This is a genomic window from Luteimonas deserti, assembly GCF_013425765.1.
Classification (GTDB): Bacteria; Pseudomonadota; Gammaproteobacteria; order Xanthomonadales; family Xanthomonadaceae; genus Luteimonas; species Luteimonas deserti.
This window is the reverse complement of sequence record NZ_JACCJZ010000016.1, coordinates 131,116-152,807: the sequence shown is the minus strand read 5'-3', so window position 1 is coordinate 152,807 and position 21,692 is coordinate 131,116. Positions and strand designations below refer to the sequence as shown.

Here is a 21,692-nt window from a genome sequence, read left to right as displayed (position 1 = left end):
CACCGGAGTCCACCGCGCCGATGGATGTCGTCCCGCTGATCGAATCCGCGCTCGCGCCCGTCGTCGATGCGATCAACGGCGTGCTCTGGAACTACGTTCTGGTGGGCGTGCTGCCACTGGTCGGTGTCTGGTTCAGTGTGCGCCTGGGCTTCATCCAGTTCCGCCGGTTTCCGAAGATGCTCTCGGGCCTGGTGCGTGGCACCGAGGGTGACCACGCCGGCATCTCGCCGCTGCAGTCGCTGTGCACCAGCCTCGCCTCGCGGGTGGGGACGGGCAATCTCGTCGGCGTGGCGATCGCGCTGACCGTGGGCGGCCCCGGCGCGATCTTCTGGATGTGGCTGGTGGCCTGCTTCGGCATGGCGACAGCCTATGTCGAAAGTGCGCTCGCCCAGCTGTACAAGCGCCGCGACGCCGCCGGGCATTACCGCGGCGGTCCGGCGTTCTACATGGCCCACGGCCTGCGCAAGCCCTGGCTGGGCGCGATCTTCTCGGTCTGCCTGATACTGGCGTTCGGCCTGGTGTTCAGCGCCGTGCAGGCCAATTCGATTTCCGAAGCGGTGACCGGCGCCTGGGGCGTCGCGCCCGGATGGACGGCGCTGGTGCTCGTCGCCGTCGCGGCGCCGGTGATCTTCGGTGGTCTGCGCCGCGTGGCGGCGATCGCGGAGCTGGTGGTGCCGGCGATGGCGCTGGCCTATCTGCTGCTCGCCGCCTGGGTGATCGTGACCAATCTCGGGGACGTGCCGGCGATGCTGGCGCTGATCGTGCGCAGCGCGCTCGGTCTCGACCAGGCGGCCGGCGGTGTGCTCGGCGGACTGGCGGTCGCGCTGCTCAACGGCGTCAAGCGTGGCCTGTTCTCCAACGAGGCCGGCATGGGCAGCGCGCCCAACATCGCCGCATCGGCCACGCCCTCGCCGCACCATCCGGCCAGCCAGGGCCTGCTGCAGGCCTTCGGTGTCTTCGTCGACACACTGGTGATCTGCACCGCGACCGCGCTGATGATCCTGCTGTCGGGGGCGCTCGACACCGCCGGCGGCGACGGCGCGGTGCTCACCCAGCAGGCGATGGCCATCCACTTCGGCGGCTGGGGGCCGACCTTCATCGCGATCGCACTGGCGTTCTTCGCCACGACCTCGATCCTCGGCAACTACGCCTATGCCGAGAGTGCGCTGGTGTTCCTGCGCGGCGGTCGCGTCGCGATGCTGCTACTGCGCCTGGGGTGCCTGGGCATGGTGGGCTGGGGCGCGTTCGCACGCCTGGACATCGTGTGGGACACCGCGGATGCGGCGATGGGCCTGATGGCGATCGTCAATCTGCTGGCGATCGTGCTGCTGTCGGGCGTCGCCGTGCGCCTGACCCGCGACTACGACCGCAAGATCCGCGCCGGCGAAACATCGCCGCGCCTGGACGCGGCGGATTTCCCGGAACTTGGCGACACCATCGATCGCAGTATCTGGACTGCGACCCGGACCGTTGCCCCGGTGACGACGCCGGCCGACACGTCCCGGGCCTGACGCGCGGCGCATGCCGGTTGGCGCAGCCGTGGTTCCGCGTTCGAGGATGCGGCGCAGGCAGGTGCTGTTGCAGGCTTCGGCTTCGTAAGCGGCCGGGCGCGGACACTGGAGACGCATCGGCAGTCCCGCGCACGCACATCCGCCGGGAATGACGCGCGCGCCGTGTCCGCGGGGTGCGACGTCCCGGCCCTCCTCTCTCTGCGCGCGCAATGCCGATCCTGCGAGCATGCTCGGGCGCGAAGCGGCAACCGCTGCATGCGCGGCCCCGTATATCGGCGGCAGCGACTTCGCGGTACTCCGCTCCATCGCAAGAGCCACGCTACGCGCGTGTGGCGGGGCGGTTCCAGCGACGGCAAGCTGCCGAAGTCCGGCACAGCGTGCGCACCGGTCGGGCGCACGGCGGGTGCTCAGTGGCGGAAGTGGCGCACGCCGGTGAACACCATCGCGATCCCGTGCTCGTCTGCAGCGGCGATCACTTCGGCGTCGCGCATCGAGCCGCCGGGCTGGATCACCGCCCGGATGCCTGCCTCGGCCGCCGCATCGATGCCGTCGCGGAACGGGAAGAACGCATCCGACGCCATCACCGAGCCCGGTACCACCAGGCCCGCATCACCGGCCTTGATGCCGGCGATGCGTGCCGAGTACACGCGACTCATCTGGCCGGCGCCCACGCCGATCGTGCGGTGGTCCTTGGCGTAGACGATCGCGTTGGACTTGACGAACTTGGCGACCTTCCACGCGAACAGCAGATCGTCGAGCTGCGCATCCGTCGGCGCGACCTGGGTGACCACCTTGAGCGCGTCGCGTGCGAGGTCGTGGTTGTCGGCGTCCTGCATCAGCAGGCCCGAGCCCACGCGCTTGACGTCGATCGTGTTGCGCCCGTCGCCGTGCGGGATGCGCAGCACGCGCACGTTGGCCTTCTTGGTCGCGTAGTCCAGTGCTCCCGCTTCGAAGTCGGGCGCGATCAGCACCTCGACGAACTGGCGGTCGAGGATCACTTTCGCGGTCGCCGCGTCGAGCGCGCGGTTGAACGCGATGATGCCGCCGAAGGCCGAGGTCGGATCTGTCGCGTACGCGAGCTCGTAGGCATCGCCGCAGGCCGCGCCCACGGCGACGCCGCAGGGATTGGCGTGCTTGACGATCACGCAGGCCGGTGCATCGAACTGGCGCACGCATTCCCAGGCGGCATCGGCGTCGGCGATGTTGTTGTACGACAGTTCCTTGCCCTGCAGCTGCTCGAACGTGGCCAGCGTGCCCGGCACCGGAGACAGGTCGCGATAGAACGCCGCGCGCTGGTGCGGGTTTTCGCCGTAACGCAGGTCCATCAGCTTGATGAAACTGCCGTTGCTCTGCGCCGGGAACGGGCCGCGGCAGACCGCGCCGGCGTCGGAGACCTCGGCGATCGACGACAGCACGTCGCTGATGCGCGCGTCGTACTGCGCGACGCGGTTGAACGCGGCGACCGCCAGCGCGAAGCGGGTGGCGCCGGCGAGCGCGCCGTCGTTGGCGTCGAGCTCGGCCAGCAGCGCGTCGTACTGCGCCGGATCGGTCGCCACCGCGACGTGGGCGAAATTCTTCGCCGCCGCGCGCAGCATCGCCGGGCCGCCGATGTCGATGTTCTCGACGATGTCGTCGAACTTCGCATCCGGCGCATAGGCCACGCGTTCGAAGGGATAGAGGTTGAGCACCAGCAGGTCGATCGCGCCGATGCCGTGCTCGGCCATCACCGTGTCGTCGGTGCCGCGCCGGCCGAGCAGGCCACCGTGGACCTTCGGGTGCAGGGTCTTGACCCGGCCGTCCATGATTTCCGGAAAACCGGTGATCTCGCTGACGTCGCGCACCGGCAGGCCGGCGTCGCGGATCGCGTTCGCGGTGCCGCCGGTCGACAGCAGCTCGACGCCGCGCGCGGACAGTGCGGTCGCCAGCGGGATCAGGCCGGTCTTGTCGGAAACGGAGAGCAGGGCGCGGCCGATCTTCACGGGCGCGCCGGCAGGCACGTGGGCGGTCATGGGCGAGGGGACGAGGCGGATGGACGCGCGATTATAGCGGCCGCCGGCATCGCACCCGAGCGCTCAGACCAGGGCGTACTCGCGCAGTTTCTTGCGCAACGTGGCGCGGTGGATGCCGAGCATCGCCGCGGCGCGGCTCTGGTTGCCGTCGCAGAAGTTCAGCACTTCGACGAACAGCGGGATCTCGAGTTCGCGCAGTGCGACCTCGTAGAGATTGTCGGTGTCGTTGCCGTTGAGGTCGCCCAGATAGCGCTGGATCGAGACCGCGACATGTTCACGCAGCGGCGTGCGTGGTGCTTCGCGCGCGCTGTGTTCGGAGCGGTCTGCGTTCAAGGCGGGTCTCGGCGGATGACGTCGGCGCGGCGACCGGCGCAAGGCCGGTGGCGGAGGAACGGCGGGCCAGTCTATCGCGCGCCCCGAGCCGTGGACAACGTGGCCGCCGCCGCACCGGTCAGAGGAAGTCGAAGGCGAACGAAACCGCGCCGCCCTCCGGCTCGCGCAGTACCAGCTGCACGTTCGCGCTCTGTCCCGCGGCCAGCGACGGGGCAGCGGCGCCTTCGCCTGCGAGATACTCGTCGGGCATGAACGTGCGCGTGCCGAGCGCGCGACCGTCGATGTCCGAGAGGCTCAGACGCAGCTGCGGCCAGGCCTGGGGCCAGCGTGCATCGTTGCGGAAGGTCGCGCTCACCAGCAGCTGGTCCGGCGCGCCCGGGCTCGGGCGTACGTCACGCGCGAGCAGGGTCAAGGCTTCGGGCTCGCGCCATGCCGGCAACGTGCAGCGCAATACACCGCACAGCGAGGTCAGCAGCGGACGCCAGCCCGCGTCGCGCGCGAGCCGGTCGCGGTCCGCCAACAGCAGTTGCAGGACGAGCAGCAGGGACAGCGCCACCACGCCGGCCACGAGCCAGCGTTGCTGACGCTGCGAGCCGGCAGCGCCCGCGTTGCGCAGGCGGCGGGCGAAACTGGGTGAGGGGCGGCCCGCGCCAGCTCCCATCGTGATCGCCGACGTGGCAGCCCGCTGGGGCGCTGGCGACGGGGTCGGCGCCGGCACCGGCACCGGCAGCGCGGCGGGCGGAGGCTGGGTTGGCGGTGCCTCAGGCGCGACGCCCGGTATGCCCTGGGCCGGACCGGGGGCCGCTTCGGCGGCGCCAGGGGCCGACGCCGCGACGTCGGCAGCCGCCGGCGTCCGCGCCGACGCGGGCGTGGGGGGAGGGACGCGTTCGACGACCGTCCGCTCCGCGGACACGGCCTCGTCTGGCGGGACGTCCGCCTCGACGACGTCGGACGCGGGCGCCACATCCGCCGGGGCCGGGGCCGGCGCCGCGGGGCGGAGCAGGCTCGCGACCGACACCGCCGCCGCAGCGGCCTGCGACGCGCGCAGGGCGCCGCGGCAGCGCGGGCAGCGCTCCGGCGGTGCATCGGTCACCGGATCGGTGGCCACCAGCGAGCCGCAATGCTTGCAGTTGATGAACATGACGCTATTGAATCATGCGCGCGGCGCGATACCGGGGCGTCAGCGGCGGACGCCGTCGATCCTCACCCAGTCGCCCTCGCGGGCAACGGCCAGGGTGTCGAACCAGGGCCGGTAGCGGCGCAGCAGTTCCTCCTCCTGGCCATCGAGGATGCCCGACAGCGCGATCCGCCCACCGGGGGCGACGCGCTCGGCCAGCACCTCGGCCAGCGCATCCAGCGCCGAGGCCAGGATGTTGGCCACGACCACCGGATACGTCGCCTGCGGCGCGTCGGCCGGCAGGTGCACGGCGAGCGCGGCGTCGACGCCGTTGCGTTGCGCGTTGTCGGCCGTGGCCAGCAGCGCCTGGGGATCGTTGTCGACACCGACCGCCTCGGCCGCACCGAGCTTGAGCGCGGCCAGCGCGAGAATGCCGCTGCCGCACCCGTAGTCGAGCACCTGGCGACCCGAGAGCTCGCCGCGCGCAGCCAGCGTGTCCAGCCACTGCAGGCACAGCGACGTGGTCGGGTGGGTGCCCGAGCCGAACGCGAGTCCGGGATCGAGCCGCACCACCACCGCGTCTTCGCCGGCCTCGTCGGGCAGGGCATGATTCCAAGGCACGATCCAGGTGCGCTCGCCGAAGCGCAGCGGCGCGTACTGGTCCATCCAGGCCCGTTCCCAGTCCTGGTCCTCGACCGTGCGGAAGCCGACACGGGTCCAGTCGAGGTCGCCGTCGAAGGCGTCGAGCGCGGCCAGCAGGGCCAGGGCATCGGTGCCGGCATCGAACAGCGCGGCCAGCACCACCGAGTTCCACAGCGGGGTCTCGCCCACGCCGGGCTCGAGGATCGCGTGTTCGTTGCCGGTGTCGGCATCGGCATCGAGCATGGTCACGGCCAGGGCGCCCACGTCCTCCAGTGCACGGGCGTACCGCGGCTGCTCGGCCTCGCTGCACTGCAGGCTCAGTTCGAGATGGGGCATGACATGTCCACGGCGGGCTCGGGGCGGCATGGTGGCTGGCCGGGGGCGGGTACGTAAACCCCCGCCACATTCGCAGCCGCGGCTGCGACGGCCGCGCGCCGCTGCGGGCCCCGGCAGGGGATCGGCTAGACTGCCGCCTTCCGCGCCGGCTCCGGCGCACGGCCTCCGTCCGCCGGATCGAACGTGTTGGTCAGAATGTTCGCCCTCATCGCCATCGTCGGCAGCCTGGTCGGCCTCTGGTCGTCCTGGCGGGTGGACGACGCGCGGGCGGCGGACGCGGTCTCCGTCGATGGCCCTGCCGCCGGCACACTGGCCGCCCTTGCGCCGTCCACGGCCGCCCGGCCCGTCGCGGTCGGCCAGGTCACGTCGCTGTCTGCGCCGGTGTTCACGCCGCCGCGGCGCTGGCGGACGCGGCAGCAGGAGTTCGAACGCACCGACGACCTGTTCGGCTTCGTGCAGCGTCTGCAGCCGGCTGCCCACGCGGGCGATGCCGAAGCGCGCTGGCTGGTCAGTCGGGCCAACGAGTACTGCGCCGGCTATGCCCGCGCGCCGGCGGACTACGCGCGCGACACGGCCCTGATCGAGGGGCTCGAACTGCGCGCCGCGCGGCCGCTCGGCCGGGCGCGGTCGCGAGTGGCCGCGCGCTGCCAGCGCTTCGCGCCGGAGGACCCGGTGGGCTTCGTGCAACTGGTGGCCCAGCGCGAGGAGGCTGCGCTGGCGGGCAGCCTGGCTGCGGAGGCCGCATTGCTGGCGATGGGCGAGCCGCTCGCCGACGACGAGCTCTACCGCACCGACCTGGTCGAACGGGTGCAGGCATCGCGCGACCCGGATGCCTATGCGGCCCTCGCACCGGCGATGGGCCTGGCCGCCGCCGGGGACGCGGCGCTTGCCGGTCAGGTGGCCGGCAGCCAGGCCGCGGAACTCGCGTGGCAGCTCGCGGCCTGCAGGCTGGGGCTCGACTGCAGCCCCGCGGGCGCGCTGATGACGACCTACTGCGCCAACGGCGGCATCTGCGCCCGGCAGCCGCGGCAGGATTTTTCCTCGTTCGTGCTGGAAGCGGCGTTGTCGCCGAAGGACGCGGACGAGGTCGAGAAGTGGGTGGACGAGCTCGTGCGCGAGCCGGATATCGGGATGGTGATGAGATGACCAGCAAACTGACCTCGCGGCGCGTGCGCTTCTGGTTCTGGGTGGCGCTGTTCTGCGGCTATTCGGTGGCCGTGGCCGGCGTCGTGGTGGACGCCATCGGTGACCATGTCCGCCGCATGTCGCAGGTGGCCGACACGACCGCCGCATCGCCCGATGAGGCGCGCCGGCTGGGCGCCGCCCAGGTCGCCGCGTTGCATCGCGCGCAGAGCGCCACGCCGTTCCGCACGTTGCCGGCAGGGGAGACCTTCCGCGTGGTCTGGCCGGACGGCTCCAGCGAGATGGTGCGCATCGTGAGCACGACCGACGCCCAGGGCGCGGCGCCGGTGGCCGGGACGGCCCGGGACGCCGCGGGACTTGCGATCGGACCGGTCGAGTTGAAGGTCGAGCCGGTCTCGACCGAGGCGCCACGGCGCGATCCGTCGCTGATCGCCGAACGCCTCGGCGACTGAGCCGGGAGCCCGGTCACGCAGGCAGGCGGTCGCGTCGGGCGCGACGCCGCGTCAGTCCGCCAGAGGCGGCGTGAGGTCGATCACGCGGTCCCGTTCGAGATCCAGCCGGACATGGCGCGTCGGTGTGCCCGCCGCCAGGCGTTGCTGGATCGCCAGCAACGGCTTCAGACGCGCGCGGATGTAGCGGCCCATTGCGACGTCGCCGGGCAGGCGCCCGCCGCCGCTCGCGAGGGTGTCCTGTGCCGGTGCGAGTGCGGCCGCCAGCAGCGCGTAGTGCGCGGTCCGCTCCGGCCCGATGTCGTCGGAGGCCAGGTCGCCGGCGTTGGCGAGCCGCACGAGATCCACCGCAAGATCGAAGGCCTGCCAGCTGCCGAGATCGTCCAGAGCCACGCCGTGCGTCCGCGCGTGGCGGCGCGCGCGCTCGCGTGCCGCGGCGAGGTCGCCAGCCAGTGCTGTGGACGCGGCGCGGGTGGACGGATCGGCGTCGGCGAAGCATGCGAAGAACGCCGGCGACAGCCGCGGTGCCGGCGCAACGGCCAGGTCCGCCAGCGTGACCGTCGACTGCAGCTGCGCGAGCACCAGCAGATCCGCGCCGGTCAGCGGGCTCCGGACCAGTTCGCGCATGTCGCAGGGCCAGTCGGACTCGAGCAGGCGCAGGCGCACCAGCTCGGTCAGTGCGCGCCGGCTGTAGTCGCGGTAGTCGCGGGCGTCCAGGATCGAGGGCGTCCAGCGCGCGCCGGCCGCGTATTCGGCGCGGTAGAGGCCGAAGAGCTCGTCGAAACGCGGCACCGCGTCGAGCACCACCGTACGAACGTCGACATGCGGGCTGCCGTCGAGGGTCATCAGCGTGTAGGCCGGCACGTAGGCGGCCAGGGACGGCGCCTGGATGTTGAACAGTGCCCGTCGGTCACCCCGGCCGGGATGCACCGCGATGTCGTTGAGGTGCATGTGACCGCCGACATGCACACGCAGGCCGGTGCCGGCGAGGACGTCGGTGGTGGTGTCCGCAGGACGGCGCGCCAGCTGCATGCTCTCCTCGCCGAGCAGCGAAGCGATCATGTCCGAGGCGCCGTTGTAGAACTCGGTCATCGGGAAATGGCTGAACGCCACCACCTGCTTGCCGCGTGCCGCGCCGTCCTCCACCACTGCCCGCAGCCATGCGATCACGTGCGGCTTGTGGCTCAGCATGCGGTCGTAGCCCTGGTTGCCGGAGCCGGTGAAGGCGTCCGGTGCGGGCCCGTCCGGCACATAGACGTTGGCGTCCAGGCCGACCAGCCAGAGGCCGTCCACGGGCTCGACCACGTAGGACGCGTCCGGCACCGTCCTGCACCACGTCCGCGCCGTGTCGCGGGACGGCGCGCCTTCGCGGCACACGGTCGACACGCGGGCCGGCCATCGCGCCTGTTCGAGCGCCACCTCGAAACTGTAGGCCTCGTAGTCGTACCGGCTGTACGGAGTGGCCCAGTAGCGATCCGCGGGGCGGGGCATGAAGCCGTGCCCGGCCAGGGCGGCGGTGACGCCCGCATGTCCGAGGTGACGCACGTCCTCGCTGCAGTCCACGCCGGCGGCGGGCTCGCCGCCGGTCGGGTCGCAGGCCGGATGCGCGCCCCGGCTGAAGACGCCGTGCGCGGCGCCGATGCGTCCGCTCGCCGGGTCGAGGCCCAGATAGTCGCGCTTGCCGCCCGGCTGCTCGAACGGGCGGACGGGATCGTGATTGCCCGGCACCACGAAGAACCGCACGCCATGCCGCGCGGTGTACTCGTCGAGCACGCGCACCAGGCCGCGCAGGTGCACGGGCTGACCGTCGTCGGAGAAGTCTCCGGGCAGCGCGATCAGGGTCGCGCCGCGCGCGACGGCGTCGTCGAGCGCAGCCAGGAAGGCGAAGTAGTTCTCGTTGAACAGCCGGGTGGACGTGAGCTGCGCGTCCATGGTGCGGATCGTCGCGGCGCGGCCGTTGGCCGGATTGGGTACGCCGGCGAAGCTGCCGGGGCCGAAGTCCGCGTAGACGTCGTGGAAGTGCACGTCCGGCATGAAGGCGATGCGCAGCGGCTCCGCCGGCGGCGCGCCTCGCGGCCCGCCTGCCGTGGAGCACGCCGCGAGCGCCAGCCCCAGTCCCAGCGCGACCGCCGACAGCGCGGCACCCCGCTGGACGCGCCGCGTGCGACGCGGGCCCGTGCGGGGCCCGCGTCCGGCGTCCGCCGTGCGGCTCAGAAGTCCGCCCGCAGGCCGAGACTGATCCGACGGCCGGAGAGCTCGTACATCGTCGGGAACGACGGATCCATGGTGTACCCGGTCGTGGCCTCGTCGGTCATGTTGATGCCCTTGAGGCTGAGCTTGACGTTGTCGGACAGCCGCACGCCGATCGACACGTCCAGCTGCCCGTAGCCGTCGCGGTAGATCGGATACATGTTGTAGCCGATCGATTCGACGTACTCGCTCTTGTGGTTGTAGGACACGCGCGCATCGAAGCGGGCGTTCTCGTAATAGGCGGTGAGGTTCCAGGTCTTCTCGGCCAGGCCCGGCATCGGGGTCTGGATGCCGAGGGCGGATTCGCCGGCCAGCGAGCTGTCGAGCATCGTGTAGTTGGCATTGATGCCGAAGCCGTCGAGCGAGGAGTGGACGGCCGACAGCGGCAGCTGCGCGATGAGCTCGATTCCGTCGACCTCGTACGAGCCCGCCGCGTTGACCGGCTGGTAGACGTCGAAATCGTAGATGCCGTTGAGCGTGCCGTTGGCGTTGTAGACCGGCACGTCCGGAACCACGCCGGTCAGCGCATTGATGACCACGCCATCGATGTTCTTGCGGAAGTACGAGGCGGCCAGAAGTCCGCCGTTGTCGAGGTATTGCTCCAGGCCCACTTCCCACTGCTTGGCATACGTCGGCTCGAGCGCCGGGTTGCCGTCGGTGAAGCGGTACGAGCTCCAGCTCGCAGTGCGCTTGTAGGCGATGTCGGTCATCGCCGGGCGGATCAGCGTCTCCGACGCGGCGGCGCGCAGCAGCAGGCCGTCGCGCAGCTCGGCGCTGAGGTTGAGGCTCGGCAGCACGTCGCTGTAGTCGCCGTCCATCGAGACCGGTGCATCCGTGTAGCCGGTGCTGCCGTCGGGGTTCTGCATCGGGTGATAGCCGAACGAGGTGACCGACGTGTCGACGTAACGGACGCCGCCGTTGACGGTCACCGGGACCCGGCCGAGATCGAAGCCGAGGTTGGCCATCGCGTACAGCGCCGTGGTCCGCTCGTCGACCCGGTAGTACTGGGCGTCGTCGAAGGGCGTGGCGAAACCGGCGTAGCGGAAGGTGTCGCGTGCGTAGGCATTGGAGATCATCTGCCAGTCGAGATCGCGCGCGGTGTAGGCACCCCCGGGCACGATGTCGCGGATCGGACGCAGGGCGCTGTCGGCCATGGTGCGCGAGTTGACCCAGCGGTTGTCGCCGGCCGCGGGGCCGCCGATCTTGGCCTCGCCATACTGGCGTTCCTTCGACTTGTCGGTGTGACGCGCGCCGAACTGCACGTCGCGCAGTGCGGGAAGGAAGGCGAGATCGAGCGTGCGGCCCACGTTCACCTGGGCGGCGTACTTGTCGTCGCTGACGTGTTCGCGGGTGGTCTCGTAGGCTTCGAACAGATAGCGCTCGGGCGAGGCGTACATGTCGAACCCGGCCGAAGACGCGCTCGGGATCGTCTCGCCGCTGCGGCCCGTCCAGCGCGTGCGCGACGGCGCGTACGCGACGTGCTTGAGGTTGGCGTAATCCAGGGTCTTGCGTGCGCCGGAGTAGCCGAGCAGGGCGTCGACCGTCCAGCTGCCGGCGCGCCAGTCGAGCGCTGCACTGTACTGGCGGAAATCGGTCTCGCCCAGACGTTCCTTGCTCAGGAATTCGTGCTGGGTCGCGGTGTAGGACACGTCGCGGAGCACCAGGATGCCGTAATCGGCAAGCGTGCTGGCGTCGTATTCGTGGATGGTCTCGAGGGTGCTGCGGCTGGAGGCGGAATAGGCCGCCGCATCGTATTCGTCCTCGGTGGTGTCGTAGCCGCCGACGAGGGCGTCGAAGCTGAGGCTGAAATCGCGGCTGGGCCGGAACTGCAGCGAGGCGGTCGCGCCCCACTTGTCCTGCTCGTTGAGGAACACGCGATCGCCCACCTTGTCCTGGAACACGATCAGGTTGGACTCCGCGGTATTGGCGCGGTTGCCGATCTGGCGACCGGTATCGCGCTCGATCACGGCCTCGGCCTGCGACCCGCGCACGCCCGAGGCGCCGAGGAAGCGCGACATCGGACGGAAGTTGATGCCCGAGGTGGCGTCGGTGCGGTTGGTCCGCTTGGCGCTCGACAGCGACACCAGCGCGCCCCAGTCGCCCCAGGTGTCGGAGGCCAGGAACGAGAGCTTCGGGTCGACCACATCGGAGATCGAGTTGTGCGCACCTTCGAACGACGCGACGAACTGGCGCTGGCTGTAGTCGAACGGACGCGCGGTGGAGATCTTCACCGAACCCGCGATGCCGCCTTCCTCGTCGGCCGCGGTCGGCGATTTCTGCACGGTGACCTGCTGGATGATCTCGGACGCGAAGATGTCGAACTCCACCTCGCGGCCGCCACTGCCCGATGCGGTGGCCAGATCGTTGATCGAAACGTGGGTGTAGTCCGAGGGCAGGCCGCGTACGTTGACCCGCGCGCCGAGTCCCTTGTTGCGCTCGATGGTCACGCCGGGCATGCGCTGCAACGCCTCGGCGAGGTTCTGCTCGGGGAAGTCCGCCACGTCGGTGGCGACGATCGAATCGGAAAAGCCCACGTTGTCGCGCTTGAGATCGACCGCCTGCTCGAGGCTGCGGCTGTAGGTGCCCGAGACGCGCACCGAATCCAGCTGCTGGATCTGCGCCTCGGCATCACCGGCCTCCTGCGCCAGCGCGGCGAATGGCACCGTTGTCATTCCGGTGACGAGCACACCTTCGATGAGCCGGCTCAGATACGTGCGGCGCGGGTGGAACGGACGGGCGGAACGACTGCGATGCGTCATGGGACTCTCGGGATGCGGGCGGAGGACCGCGCGGCAGCGGGCCCGGTGCGCTCGCACCCGGCCGCTCGCCTCGCGTGAAGCGGCGCAGCCTAGAGACGGAATGTGATGCTTTGATTTCGCGTCGATGGCAGCGCGGTGTCCGCTGCGCGGTTCGATCGTGCGCGCCCGGTGCGGGAGCGCGCGCGGCTTCGCCGGCATCGACCGGGTGTGCAGCGCGTCGCGTCCAGGTCAGTGCACGCGCCTGCGGCGGCGTCGGGCCTCGGCCCGCCGGGCCCAGAAGCCGATCGACTGGAACTGGATCGCAGACAGCGCGAACAGGCTCCAACCGATGTTCGTGTTGAGCAGCGCATTCGCCGCACGGTCGAGCGCGGTCCATCCGGTACGCCGCAGTGCGAGGCTGCCTTCGCCCAGGAGCCCGTGAAGGGCCTGCCCGTGGGTGACCGTCGACCAGTCGCCGTGACCCACCAACCCGTACACGCCATAGGCGAGACAGGCGACGAAGGCCGACGCCAGCACGCCCGCGGTCACGGCCGCGACGCGTCCTGCGTGGCGCGGGCCGGCGACCAGCTGCAGTGCGCCCGCAGCCCAGACCGCGACCGCCGCGGCGAGGACGTAGAGAAAGACCATATACAGCTCCACGGTTCCAGACTCGGATTCTGCTTGACGGCTGCGGCGTCCCACGTGTCGCCCCGCACGGCGGCCCGTCCGCTGCGACCTGACCGGCACGCTGTCACAATCCGGGGTCGTCCACGGCCAGCGCCGTGTCGCCGACCGCCCCCGACGCCGCAACAGGATTCCGACCCCGATGACCGTGCTCGACCCCGCCACCATCCGCCTGTCGGTCGCGCCGATGATGGACTGGACCGACGTGCATTGCCGTGAGTTCCACCGCCTGCTGGCGCCGGGCGCGCGCCTGTACACCGAGATGGTCCATGCCAATGCGGTGATCCGGGGTGATCGCGCGCGCCTGCTCGCCAGGACGGCAGGTCAGGCGCCGCTGGCGCTGCAGCTCGGCGGCAGCGAGCCGGCGTTGCTGGCCGAGGCCACCGCCATCGCCGCGGCGCACGGCTTCGACGAGGTCAATCTCAACTGCGGCTGCCCGTCCGACCGGGTCCAGGCCGGCCGCTTCGGCGCCTGTCTGATGCGCGAGCCGGCGCTGGTCGCCGATTGCGTCGCCGCGATGGCCGCGGCCGCTCCCGTGCCGGTCACGGTGAAGTGCCGGCTGGGCGTGGACGACGACGCCGACTACAGCGTGTTCCGCGCCTTCGTCGACGGCGTGGTCGGGGCGGGGGCTGCGATGGTCGTCGTGCATGCGCGCAATGCCTGGCTCAAGGGGCTCTCGCCGAAGGAGAACCGCGACGTGCCGCCGCTGCGCTACGACTGGGCGTATCGGCTCAAACGCGAGCGCCCCGCGCTGCCCGTGGTGCTCAACGGAGGGATCGCCGATCTTGCCAGCGTGCACGCGCAGCTCGCGCATGTGGACGGCGTCATGCTGGGCCGCGCCGCATACCACGATCCCTATCTGCTGCACGTTGCCGATGCCGCGTTGTCGGGGGCTTCGCTGCAGCCGCGTGCAGCGTTGCTGCGCGCGCTGCGGCCCTACGCCGAGGCCCGGCTGGAGGCGGGAGTCGCGCTCAAGCACATCACCCGGCATGTGCTCGGTCTCTATCAGGGTCAACCGGGTGGACGGATGTTCCGTCAGATCCTCAGCGAAGGCGCGCACCGTCCCGGCGCCGATTGGACCCTGGTCGAACGCGCCATCGCGGCGACCGCGCAGGCCGACCGCGCGCGCACGGCGGCATGATCACCCGCGATCCCGAAGCGTTCTTCGCCCGCGCCCGGCAGTGTCCCCTGGACTTCGGGCCGGCCGTGCCGCGTGCGGCGTTTCTGGTCGCGCCGGACCGCTTCCGTCGCGCCGACGAATCCGCGCAGGACAACCGCTACATGGCACCTGCGGACGCCTTCGACGGCGCCCGGGCGCAGGCCGAGCACCGCGCGCTGCACCTGCGCATGGCGGGCGCGCTGCCCACGGTGTGCTTTCCAGGGCATGACGACACGCCCGACGCGGTGTTCCCCAACAACGTGTTCGCGACCGTGCCGGGGCATGCCATCGTCGGTCGGATGCATCATCCGGTGCGCCGGAGGGAAGCGGCGCGCGCCGACATCCGCGGCTTTCTGTACGACATCCTCGGCTACCGCGAGCGCGATCTGTCGCAGCAGCCGCACGCCTGCGAGCTGACAGGCTCGCTGGTCGTGGACCGTGCCCGTGGGCTCGGCTATTGCGGGCTGTCCGCACGTTGCGATGCCGAAGGCGCACGGCTGATGCACGACGCCTTCGGCCTGCGCGCGACGCTGGTGTTCGATCTTGCGCCCGGCGAGTACCACACCAATGTCGTGCTCGCCGTGCTGGCCGGACGCGCGGCGCTGGTCTGCGCCGGCGGTTTCGCGGCGCCTCGCATCGCGGAGGCCATCGCGGCCTTCTACGCGCCACACGCGTTGATGCTGACATCGGCGCAGCAGGCCGCGTTCGCCGCCAACGCGATCGCATTGACCCCGGGCACCGTCTGGATGAGCGCAGGCGCTGCCGCCAGCCTGGGTCCGGAGGCGCGCGCCGACCTGGATCGGGCCGGGTTCGATCTCGAGGCCGTCGCCCTGGATGCACTGGAGGCGGCGGGCGGCTCGCTGCGCTGTTGCATTGCGGAAATCTACTGAGCTGGCCATCATGGCGCCCCGTCCGAACCTGAACGACGACGGGAATGTCAACGAAAAGTTAAGGACGGATTCACCGCTTTCCATCGACCATTCAATACGTTATCCAGCCCGAACCCCAGGAGTGGCCGTGCGCCTCCCGTTCCGACCGCTGCATCTGCTCCTGCTCGCCATGCTGCTGGCGGGAAGCGCCGTGCAGGCCATGGCCCAGGACGCGCCCCCGCGCCAGGCCGGCCCGACGGGCAGCCCGGACATGCGCGCCGCGGTGATCCGGGGCGATGCGAGCCGTGCCCGTGCGCAGGATTCGATGTCCGATTCGGTGCGCCGGATCGAACGCACCACCCGTGGTCGTGTCCTCAGTGTGGAGCGCATGCACTCCGACGGACGCGATCTCAACCGGGTGAAGGTCATGGACGACAGCGGTCGGGTCCGCGTCTACGTCGACGATCCGCAGCAGCGTGGCCGGGCGCAGCGTGCACGCGGCGACGACGATTGATCCTGCACTCTCGCCCCAAATTCACGGCCGGGACGGCCGTCTGACCGGAGTTGACCCATGCGCATCCTGCTCGTCGAAGACGAAGCCCCCCTCCGCGAGACCCTCGCCGCACGGCTGAAGCGTGAAGGCTTCGCCGTCGACGCCGCCCAGGATGGCGAGGAAGGCCTGTACATGGGGCGCGAGGTTCCGTTCGACGTGGGCATCATCGATCTCGGCCTGCCGAAGATGTCGGGCATGGAACTGATCAAGGCCCTGCGCGAAGAGGGCAAGCAGTTTCCGGTGCTGATCCTCACCGCGCGTTCGAGCTGGCAGGACAAGGTCGACGGGCTCAAGCAGGGCGCCGACGACTATCTGGTCAAGCCCTTCCACGTCGAGGAACTGCTCGCGCGCATCAATGCGCTGGTGCGCCGCGCCGCCGGCTGGAGCAAGCCGACGCTCGAGTGCGGCACGGTCACGCTGGATCTCGCCGCGCAGACGGTCAGCGTCGAAGGCAAGAACGTCGATCTCACCAGCTACGAGTACAAGGTGCTCGAATACCTGATGATGCACGCCGGGGAGCTGGTCTCGAAGGCCGATCTCACCGAGCACATCTACCAGCAGGATTTCGACCGCGATTCGAACGTACTCGAGGTGTTCATCGGTCGCCTGCGCAAGAAGCTCGACCCCGACGGCACCTTGAAGCCGATCGAGACCGTGCGTGGCCGCGGCTACCGCTTCGCGATTCCCCGCAACACCGAAGGTTGATCCACCGCTGGCTTGCCGACGCGCTTGCCGCGCGGCGCCCGGCAAAGCGATGACCCATGACCGCTGACCGTCGCCGACCCTCGCGCTGGCGTCCCCGCTCGCTGCAGGCACGTCAGGTGCTGGCCGCGAGCGTCGGTCTGCTCGCCTTTCTGGCGCTGGCCGGCTATGCGCTGGATCGGGCCTTCATCGACGTAGCGGGCGAGGGCCAGCGCGAACGGCTGCGGACCTACGTCTACGCCTACGCCGGCGACATCGAGTTCCTGCGCGGCGGCGACATCTATCCTTCCGAATCGCCGCCCGACGACCGGTTCCTGCGTCCCGGCAGCGGCCTCTACGCCGAAGTGGTGCTGCCGAACGGTTCCTGGACCTCGCGGTCCGCTTCCGGGCCGCAGCTGCCGGATGCGACCATGCTCGGCGCGCGCGAGGAGCGGTTCGAGGGGCCGCTGCCGATGGTGCGCAGCGACGGCAGTCGCGGCGAGGTCTACCGCTACGGTCTCGGCCTGGTGTGGTCGCCGGAGGGTCGCGCCGAGGACGAATTCGCCTACACCATCTACGTGATGGAGGATGCGGGGATCGTCCCGCGCCAGGTGCGCGTGTTCCGTGCCGCGTTGTGGGTGAACCTCGGCATCGCCGGTGTGATCCTGCTGCTGCTGCAGGCCTTGATCGTGCGATGGAGCCTCTGGCCGCTGCGTCGGGTCGAGCAGGAGCTGGTCCGCGTGCAGCGGGGCCAGGCCGATCGCATGGGCATGCAGCATCCGCGCGAACTGCAGCCGCTCACCGAGAGCATCAACGCCCTGATCGAGAGCGAACGCGAGCATCTGGTGCGCCAGCGCAACACCATGTCCGATCTCGCCCACAGCCTGAAGACGCCGCTGGCGGTGCTGCGCTCGCGCCTCGATGCCGGCACGGGCGAGGCGGAACTGCGCGAGGAAGTCGAAGCCCAGTTGCAGCGCATGACCGATCTGGTGACCTACCAGCTCGCGCGCGCCGCATCCAGCGGCCATCAGCTGTTCTCCGCGGCGATCGAGATCGAACCCCACGCCGAGCAGATCGTGCGCGGCCTCGAGAAGATCTATGCGTCCAAGGGCGCGGTCTGCGAGTTCGAGATCGATCCGGCCGCGCGCTTCCACGGTGAACCCGGCGATCTGCAGGAGCTGCTCGGCAATCTCCTCGAGAATGCGTTCAAATGGGCCCGTTCGCGCGTGCTGCTCACCGTCAAGGAAGGCGACCGCGCACCGAACCGCAGGCCCGGGCTGGTGCTGATCGTCGAGGACGATGGCCCGGGCATCCCGGCCGACCGGGTCAGCACGGTGCTCCAGCGCGGCGTGCGTGGCGACGAACGGGTGCAGGGCCACGGAATCGGACTGTCGATCGTGCAGGACATCGTGCACAGCTACCGTGGCGCCCTGCAGGTCGGCCGCTCGGACGAACTCGGCGGCGCCTGCTTCTCCGTGCGTCTGCCGCCCGGGTTCTGATGCCCGCTCAGGCCCGCGGCGACGGCCCGTAGAAGCGGTCGAGATGCGCGGCCACGTCCGGCAGCGCCTCGCGCAGCAGGGCCGGCGCGCTGAAATGGTATTCGCTGCATACCGCGAAGAATTCCTCGGGCGCCTCGGCGGCATAGGGATCCAGCCCGACCTCCCGGCCCGCGTCCACTGCCCTGACGAATCCGTCGTAGGCCGCCTGGAAGTCGCGCGCCCAGGTGCGCTGCCACGCGCGCGGCAAGGGCGGCGTGCCGTCGAGCAGGCCGTCGAGCGCATCGATCTTGTGCACCATTTCGTGCACCGCGACGCAGAAGCCCGCGTCGGGCTCGGCGATGTCCGCCTGTACGTCGGCCCAGGACAGTACGAGTGGACCGCTCTCCCAGGCTTCGCCGATCAGCTCGTCTTCCCATTCGTGCATCACGCCGGCCGCATCGAGGTGGCTGCGGTTGACCCGGAATGCCTCCGGATAGACGATGAGCTGGCGCCATCCGTGCAGGCCTTCGCTGCCGAACTCAAGCAGGGGCAGGCAACACAGGGCGGCGAGCGCGATGCGGTCCTGCGGCGTCAGCACCAGCCCGCCCACCGGCGTGATCGTCTTGGCCTGCAGGAAGCTCGCGGCCAGCTGCGCCAGGCGGTCCGCACGCTGGGCGTCGAGTGCCGCCACCCAGGGCAGTCCGGCGATGGCCGTCGCCCAGTCGCGCGCATCGATGACAGGCACGGCGCCCCGTGTCAGGCGCCGCCACAACGCTCTCATACGCTCAGCGGAACATGCCGGGCAGGAAGCTGTGCCACCGGGGGCCGCGCGACGGGCTGTCGCTGTCCATGCCAGCGGCCGGTGCGGCGCGATTGCGTGATGCGTTCGCCGCAGGCGGCCGACGGGCGCCGGTGACTGCAGCATCGGACGTGTCGGCGGCACCATTGGCCGTGGTCACGCAGGGGGGCTGTTCGGCGGGTGCGACCGCACGCGGATCGCGCGCGGCGGCCGGCAGGCACGCGGCCAGCAGGCACAGGCAGAGGAGCGGACGGACGGTCATCGGGGCACCCCTGCGGTCGGATGGGCATGCAGCGGCCCACTATAACGCAGCCGGATGCGCCTCCGGCGCCCGGGCGACAGGGCCGGCCGGCTCGCCGATAATCGGCGCATGTCTGGCCCGTCGCCCCCGTCCCGCGCGCCCCGTCCGTTCGGCCTCGAGCGTGCAGCTTGAATGCCGAACGCGCGCTGCTGCAGCGGCTTGCGGCAGGGCCGGTCTCGGGCGATGTGCTGGCCCGTGAATCGGGACAGACCCGGGCCGCGGTGTGGAAGCGCATCGCCCAGCTGCGCGAGGCCGGAGTCGTCGTGGACGCGTGCCGCGGCCGCGGCTATGCGCTGCGGGACCCGGTGGACCTGCTCGATGCCGACGCGATCCTGCGTGCCCTGCCGGCAGATGCCCGCGCCGCACTGGCGTGCCTGGAGGTCGCGTGGACCCTGGATTCCACCAATGCCGAACTGCTGCGCCGGCCGATGCCCGGCATGCGCGCCGAGGCGCTCCTGGCCGAGCGGCAGACCGGAGGCCGGGGGCGACGCGGACGCACCTGGCGCTCGCCGCTCGCGGCCCATGTCTATCTCTCGCTGCAGCGCGGCTTCGAGGGCGGCCTGGCCCGCCTGGGCGGGCTGAGCCTGGTTGCTGGCATCGCGGCGGCGGAGGCGTTGCAGGGTCTCGGGTTCGACGCCGTCCGCCTGAAGTGGCCGAATGATCTGGTCGCAGTCGTGGACGGCACCCTGCACAAGCTCGGTGGGGTGCTCGTGGAAGGCGCAGGGGAGCATGCGGGGCCGGTGCGCGCGGTGCTCGGGATCGGCGTGAACGTGCGTATGCCCGATGCCGAGGCATCGGGCATCGACCAGCCGTGGACCGACCTCGCCGGGCTCGGCGATGGCCGGCCGCCGAGCCGAAACACCGTCGCGGCCGCGGTGCTCGGCGCTTGGTTGCCGGCGCTCGCACACTTCGACCGGGCAGGGCTCGCGCCGCTTCTGTCCAGGTTCGACACGCTGGACGCCCTGCGTGGCCGCGAGGTGGCCGTGACCACCGCACGCGAGCGCGTCGTCGGCGTCGCGGCGGGGGTCGCCCCGGATGGGGCCTTCCAGCTCCGTGCCGCCGACGGGACCCTGTCCACCTATCACGCCGGCGACGTCAGCGTGCGCGCGGTGGCGGGGGCATGAGCGTGTGGCTGTTCGATCTCGGCAACACGCGGCTCAAATATGCGCGCCTGGGCGCAGACGGCGTCCCGGGCGTGGTCGCGGGTTCGGCGCATGCGGCAGGCGGGCTCGATCCGGACTGGCTGACCGGGCTGCCGCCGCGGATCGACGAAGCGGTCGTGGCCAGTGTGGCGTCGCCGGCGCTGTGCGCAGTGCTGCTCGATGCGCTGGCTGCGCGCGGTGCCCGGGTCACGGTCGCTCGCACGCGCATCGCGCTGGACGGGGTGACCATCGCCTATGCCGAGCCCGCCAGGTTCGGTGTCGACCGTTTCCTGGCCCTGCTGGCCGCCCGCGCCGGGGGGGCCGGGCCGGCGATGGTCGTCGGAGTGGGGACCGCGCTGACGGTCGACCTGCTCGATGTCGATGGCCGCCATCTCGGCGGCCGCATCGCGCCTTCGCCCACGCTGATGCGCGAGGCGCTGCACCGCCGCGTCGCCCAGCTCGCGCCCAACGGCGGCGTGTACGCCGAATTCGCCACCGACACCGAGGATGCGCTCGCCTCGGGATGCGAGGGCGCGGCGGTCGCCCTGGTGCAGCGCAGCCTCGAGCAGGCATCCACGCGCGTGGGTGCGGTCCCGGCCCTGCTGCTGCACGGTGGCGGCGCAGCCGCACTCCAGCCGCATCTGCCGCAGGCGCGGCTGCAGCCGGAGCTCGTGCTCGCCGGTCTGGCGCGCTGGCACCGCGCAACGGCGCGCGGGGCAGCCTAGAATCCGCCCATGCTGCTGCGTGCACTCGTCGTCCTGCTGGTGATCCTCAACTTCGGCGTCGCCGCCTGGTGGGCGGCGCGCGGGACGCCGGGCGACGCGCAGGCCGTGCCACCCGCGGACCGCGGCAGCCTGCGCCTCGCGTCCGAACCGGTGGACGAACACGCGGAGGAGGCGGCCGTTACGGCAGCGGCAGGCCGTCCGACCGGGCCCGCGTCGCCGCCCGAGATCGATCCGGCAGCGTCAATGCCGGCGCCGGCGCCGCCGGGTCCGCCACCCGCGGCGGCGCAATGCTTCGCGCTCGGACCGTTCGCAGACGAGGCCAATCGCGATGCCGCACGCATCCGCCTTGCACCGGTCGCCGCGCGCACCGCACCGCGCGATGTCGGCGAGACTCCGCGCGGCTGGCGCGTGTGGATGTCGCCGCGCGAGGACCGCGCCTCGGCGAACGCCATCGTCGTGCGCCTGCTGGAGGCCGGCTTCAATGACTATTACGTGATCGGCGACGGCGCGGAGGCGAACGCCATCGCGCTGGGGCGCTTCGGCAGCGAGGCGCCGGCGCGCGCGCGCGCTGAAGCGCTGCGCAGCGCCGGCTTCGAGGCGGACGCGCAACCGCTGGGCAGTGTGCTGGTGCGTTACTGGGTGGACGCGATGGCCGCCGAGGGCCAGGACGCACAGGTCCTGCGCCAGCACGCGGGCGCGGCGCGTGCCGAGCCGCGTGACTGCGACGTCGCCTGGGAAGCGGGTTAGAATCCGCACCGCGGCACCGCCGCACG

20 protein-coding genes are annotated in these 21,692 nt (G+C 71.1%); 11 read left to right on the top strand and 9 right to left on the bottom strand.

Annotated elements, in window-relative coordinates; genetic code table 11:
- The first annotated feature begins 20 nt into the window (after window positions 1-20).
- Complete coding sequence (locus H0E82_RS09055; RefSeq protein WP_180545128.1) at window positions 21-1,511, top strand: alanine/glycine:cation symporter family protein; 1,491 nt, start codon at window positions 21-23, stop codon at window positions 1,509-1,511.
- Window positions 1,512-1,918: 407 nt separating this feature from the next.
- On the opposite strand, the gene purH is transcribed toward H0E82_RS09055, so the two are convergent.
- From purH to prmA, 4 genes are all read right to left on the bottom strand, one after another.
- Window positions 1,919-3,520 (bottom strand): bifunctional phosphoribosylaminoimidazolecarboxamide formyltransferase/IMP cyclohydrolase, encoded by a 1,602-nt coding sequence (purH, locus tag H0E82_RS09050; RefSeq protein WP_180545127.1) that lies wholly within the window; start codon window positions 3,518-3,520, stop codon window positions 1,919-1,921.
- 63 nt (window positions 3,521-3,583) lie between these two features.
- Entirely contained in the window at window positions 3,584-3,853 is a 270-nt protein-coding gene (fis, locus tag H0E82_RS09045; protein ID WP_180545126.1) for a DNA-binding transcriptional regulator Fis, read from the bottom strand.
- 118 nt (window positions 3,854-3,971) lie between these two features.
- On the bottom strand, window positions 3,972-4,994 hold the full coding sequence (locus tag H0E82_RS09040) for a DUF3426 domain-containing protein (RefSeq protein ID WP_180545125.1): 1,023 nt from the start codon (window positions 4,992-4,994) through the stop codon (window positions 3,972-3,974).
- Window positions 4,995-5,033: 39 nt separating this feature from the next.
- Window positions 5,034-5,948: a 50S ribosomal protein L11 methyltransferase gene (prmA, locus tag H0E82_RS09035; RefSeq protein WP_180545124.1), complete on the bottom strand. Its 915-nt coding sequence runs from the start codon at window positions 5,946-5,948 to the stop codon at window positions 5,034-5,036.
- 195 nt (window positions 5,949-6,143) lie between these two features.
- Between prmA and H0E82_RS09030 the strand changes: the two genes are divergently transcribed.
- Window positions 6,144-7,094 carry a hypothetical protein gene (locus tag H0E82_RS09030; RefSeq protein WP_235974246.1) on the top strand — a complete coding sequence of 317 codons (951 nt, stop codon included), beginning with the start codon at window positions 6,144-6,146 and terminating at the stop codon, window positions 7,092-7,094.
- Window positions 7,091-7,543 carry a hypothetical protein gene (locus H0E82_RS09025; protein ID WP_180545123.1) on the top strand — a complete coding sequence of 151 codons (453 nt, stop codon included), beginning with the start codon at window positions 7,091-7,093 and terminating at the stop codon, window positions 7,541-7,543. Before H0E82_RS09030 ends, H0E82_RS09025 begins: the two co-directional genes overlap by 4 nt.
- Before the next feature lie 51 nt (window positions 7,544-7,594).
- Here H0E82_RS09025 and H0E82_RS09020 read toward each other — a convergent pair whose 3' ends face one another.
- From H0E82_RS09020 to H0E82_RS09010, 3 genes are all read right to left on the bottom strand, one after another.
- Complete coding sequence (locus H0E82_RS09020) at window positions 7,595-9,583, bottom strand: metallophosphoesterase (RefSeq protein ID WP_328797001.1); 1,989 nt, start codon at window positions 9,581-9,583, stop codon at window positions 7,595-7,597.
- Window positions 9,584-9,750: 167 nt separating this feature from the next.
- Window positions 9,751-12,549, bottom strand: coding sequence for a TonB-dependent receptor (locus H0E82_RS09015; protein ID WP_180545122.1), 2,799 nt, complete (start codon window positions 12,547-12,549; stop codon window positions 9,751-9,753).
- A 228-nt stretch (window positions 12,550-12,777) separates the two neighbouring features.
- Complete coding sequence (locus H0E82_RS09010; RefSeq protein ID WP_180545121.1) at window positions 12,778-13,176, bottom strand: hypothetical protein; 399 nt, start codon at window positions 13,174-13,176, stop codon at window positions 12,778-12,780.
- 178 nt (window positions 13,177-13,354) lie between these two features.
- On the opposite strand from H0E82_RS09010, the gene dusA reads away from it, so the two are divergent.
- From dusA to H0E82_RS08985, 5 genes are all read left to right on the top strand, one after another.
- Window positions 13,355-14,353, top strand: a complete 999-nt coding sequence (dusA, locus tag H0E82_RS09005) for a tRNA dihydrouridine(20/20a) synthase DusA (RefSeq protein WP_180545120.1) — start codon at window positions 13,355-13,357, stop codon at window positions 14,351-14,353.
- Entirely contained in the window at window positions 14,350-15,261 is a 912-nt protein-coding gene (locus H0E82_RS09000) for an arginine deiminase-related protein (RefSeq protein WP_180545119.1), read from the top strand. Before dusA ends, H0E82_RS09000 begins: the two co-directional genes overlap by 4 nt.
- A gap of 127 nt (window positions 15,262-15,388) precedes the next feature.
- Window positions 15,389-15,754 carry a hypothetical protein gene (locus H0E82_RS08995; RefSeq protein WP_328796997.1) on the top strand — a complete coding sequence of 122 codons (366 nt, stop codon included), beginning with the start codon at window positions 15,389-15,391 and terminating at the stop codon, window positions 15,752-15,754.
- 57 nt (window positions 15,755-15,811) lie between these two features.
- Window positions 15,812-16,498 carry a response regulator transcription factor gene (locus H0E82_RS08990; RefSeq protein ID WP_180545118.1) on the top strand — a complete coding sequence of 229 codons (687 nt, stop codon included), beginning with the start codon at window positions 15,812-15,814 and terminating at the stop codon, window positions 16,496-16,498.
- 56 nt (window positions 16,499-16,554) lie between these two features.
- Window positions 16,555-17,973 (top strand): ATP-binding protein, encoded by a 1,419-nt coding sequence (locus H0E82_RS08985; RefSeq protein ID WP_180545117.1) that lies wholly within the window; start codon window positions 16,555-16,557, stop codon window positions 17,971-17,973.
- Between the two features lie 7 nt (window positions 17,974-17,980).
- Here the strand turns inward: H0E82_RS08985 and H0E82_RS08980 are convergent, their stop codons facing one another.
- Window positions 17,981-18,733, bottom strand: coding sequence for a M90 family metallopeptidase (locus tag H0E82_RS08980; protein WP_219338479.1), 753 nt, complete (start codon window positions 18,731-18,733; stop codon window positions 17,981-17,983).
- 4 nt (window positions 18,734-18,737) lie between these two features.
- A complete protein-coding gene (locus H0E82_RS08975; protein WP_180545116.1) occupies window positions 18,738-19,013 on the bottom strand; it encodes a hypothetical protein in 276 nt (91 codons plus the stop codon).
- Between the two features lie 167 nt (window positions 19,014-19,180).
- Between H0E82_RS08975 and H0E82_RS08970 the strand changes: the two genes are divergently transcribed.
- Genes H0E82_RS08970 through H0E82_RS08960 form a run of 3 tightly spaced genes read left to right on the top strand, consistent with a single transcriptional unit; the run spans window position 19,181 to window position 21,666 of the window.
- A complete protein-coding gene (locus H0E82_RS08970) occupies window positions 19,181-20,176 on the top strand; it encodes a biotin--[acetyl-CoA-carboxylase] ligase (RefSeq protein WP_180545115.1) in 996 nt (331 codons plus the stop codon).
- Window positions 20,173-20,919: a type III pantothenate kinase gene (locus H0E82_RS08965; RefSeq protein ID WP_180545114.1), complete on the top strand. Its 747-nt coding sequence runs from the start codon at window positions 20,173-20,175 to the stop codon at window positions 20,917-20,919. The genes H0E82_RS08970 and H0E82_RS08965 overlap by 4 nt, the downstream gene beginning before the upstream one ends.
- Window positions 20,920-20,928: 9 nt before the next feature.
- Window positions 20,929-21,666: a hypothetical protein gene (locus tag H0E82_RS08960; RefSeq protein ID WP_180545113.1), complete on the top strand. Its 738-nt coding sequence runs from the start codon at window positions 20,929-20,931 to the stop codon at window positions 21,664-21,666.
- The last annotated feature ends 26 nt before the right edge of the window (window positions 21,667-21,692 follow it).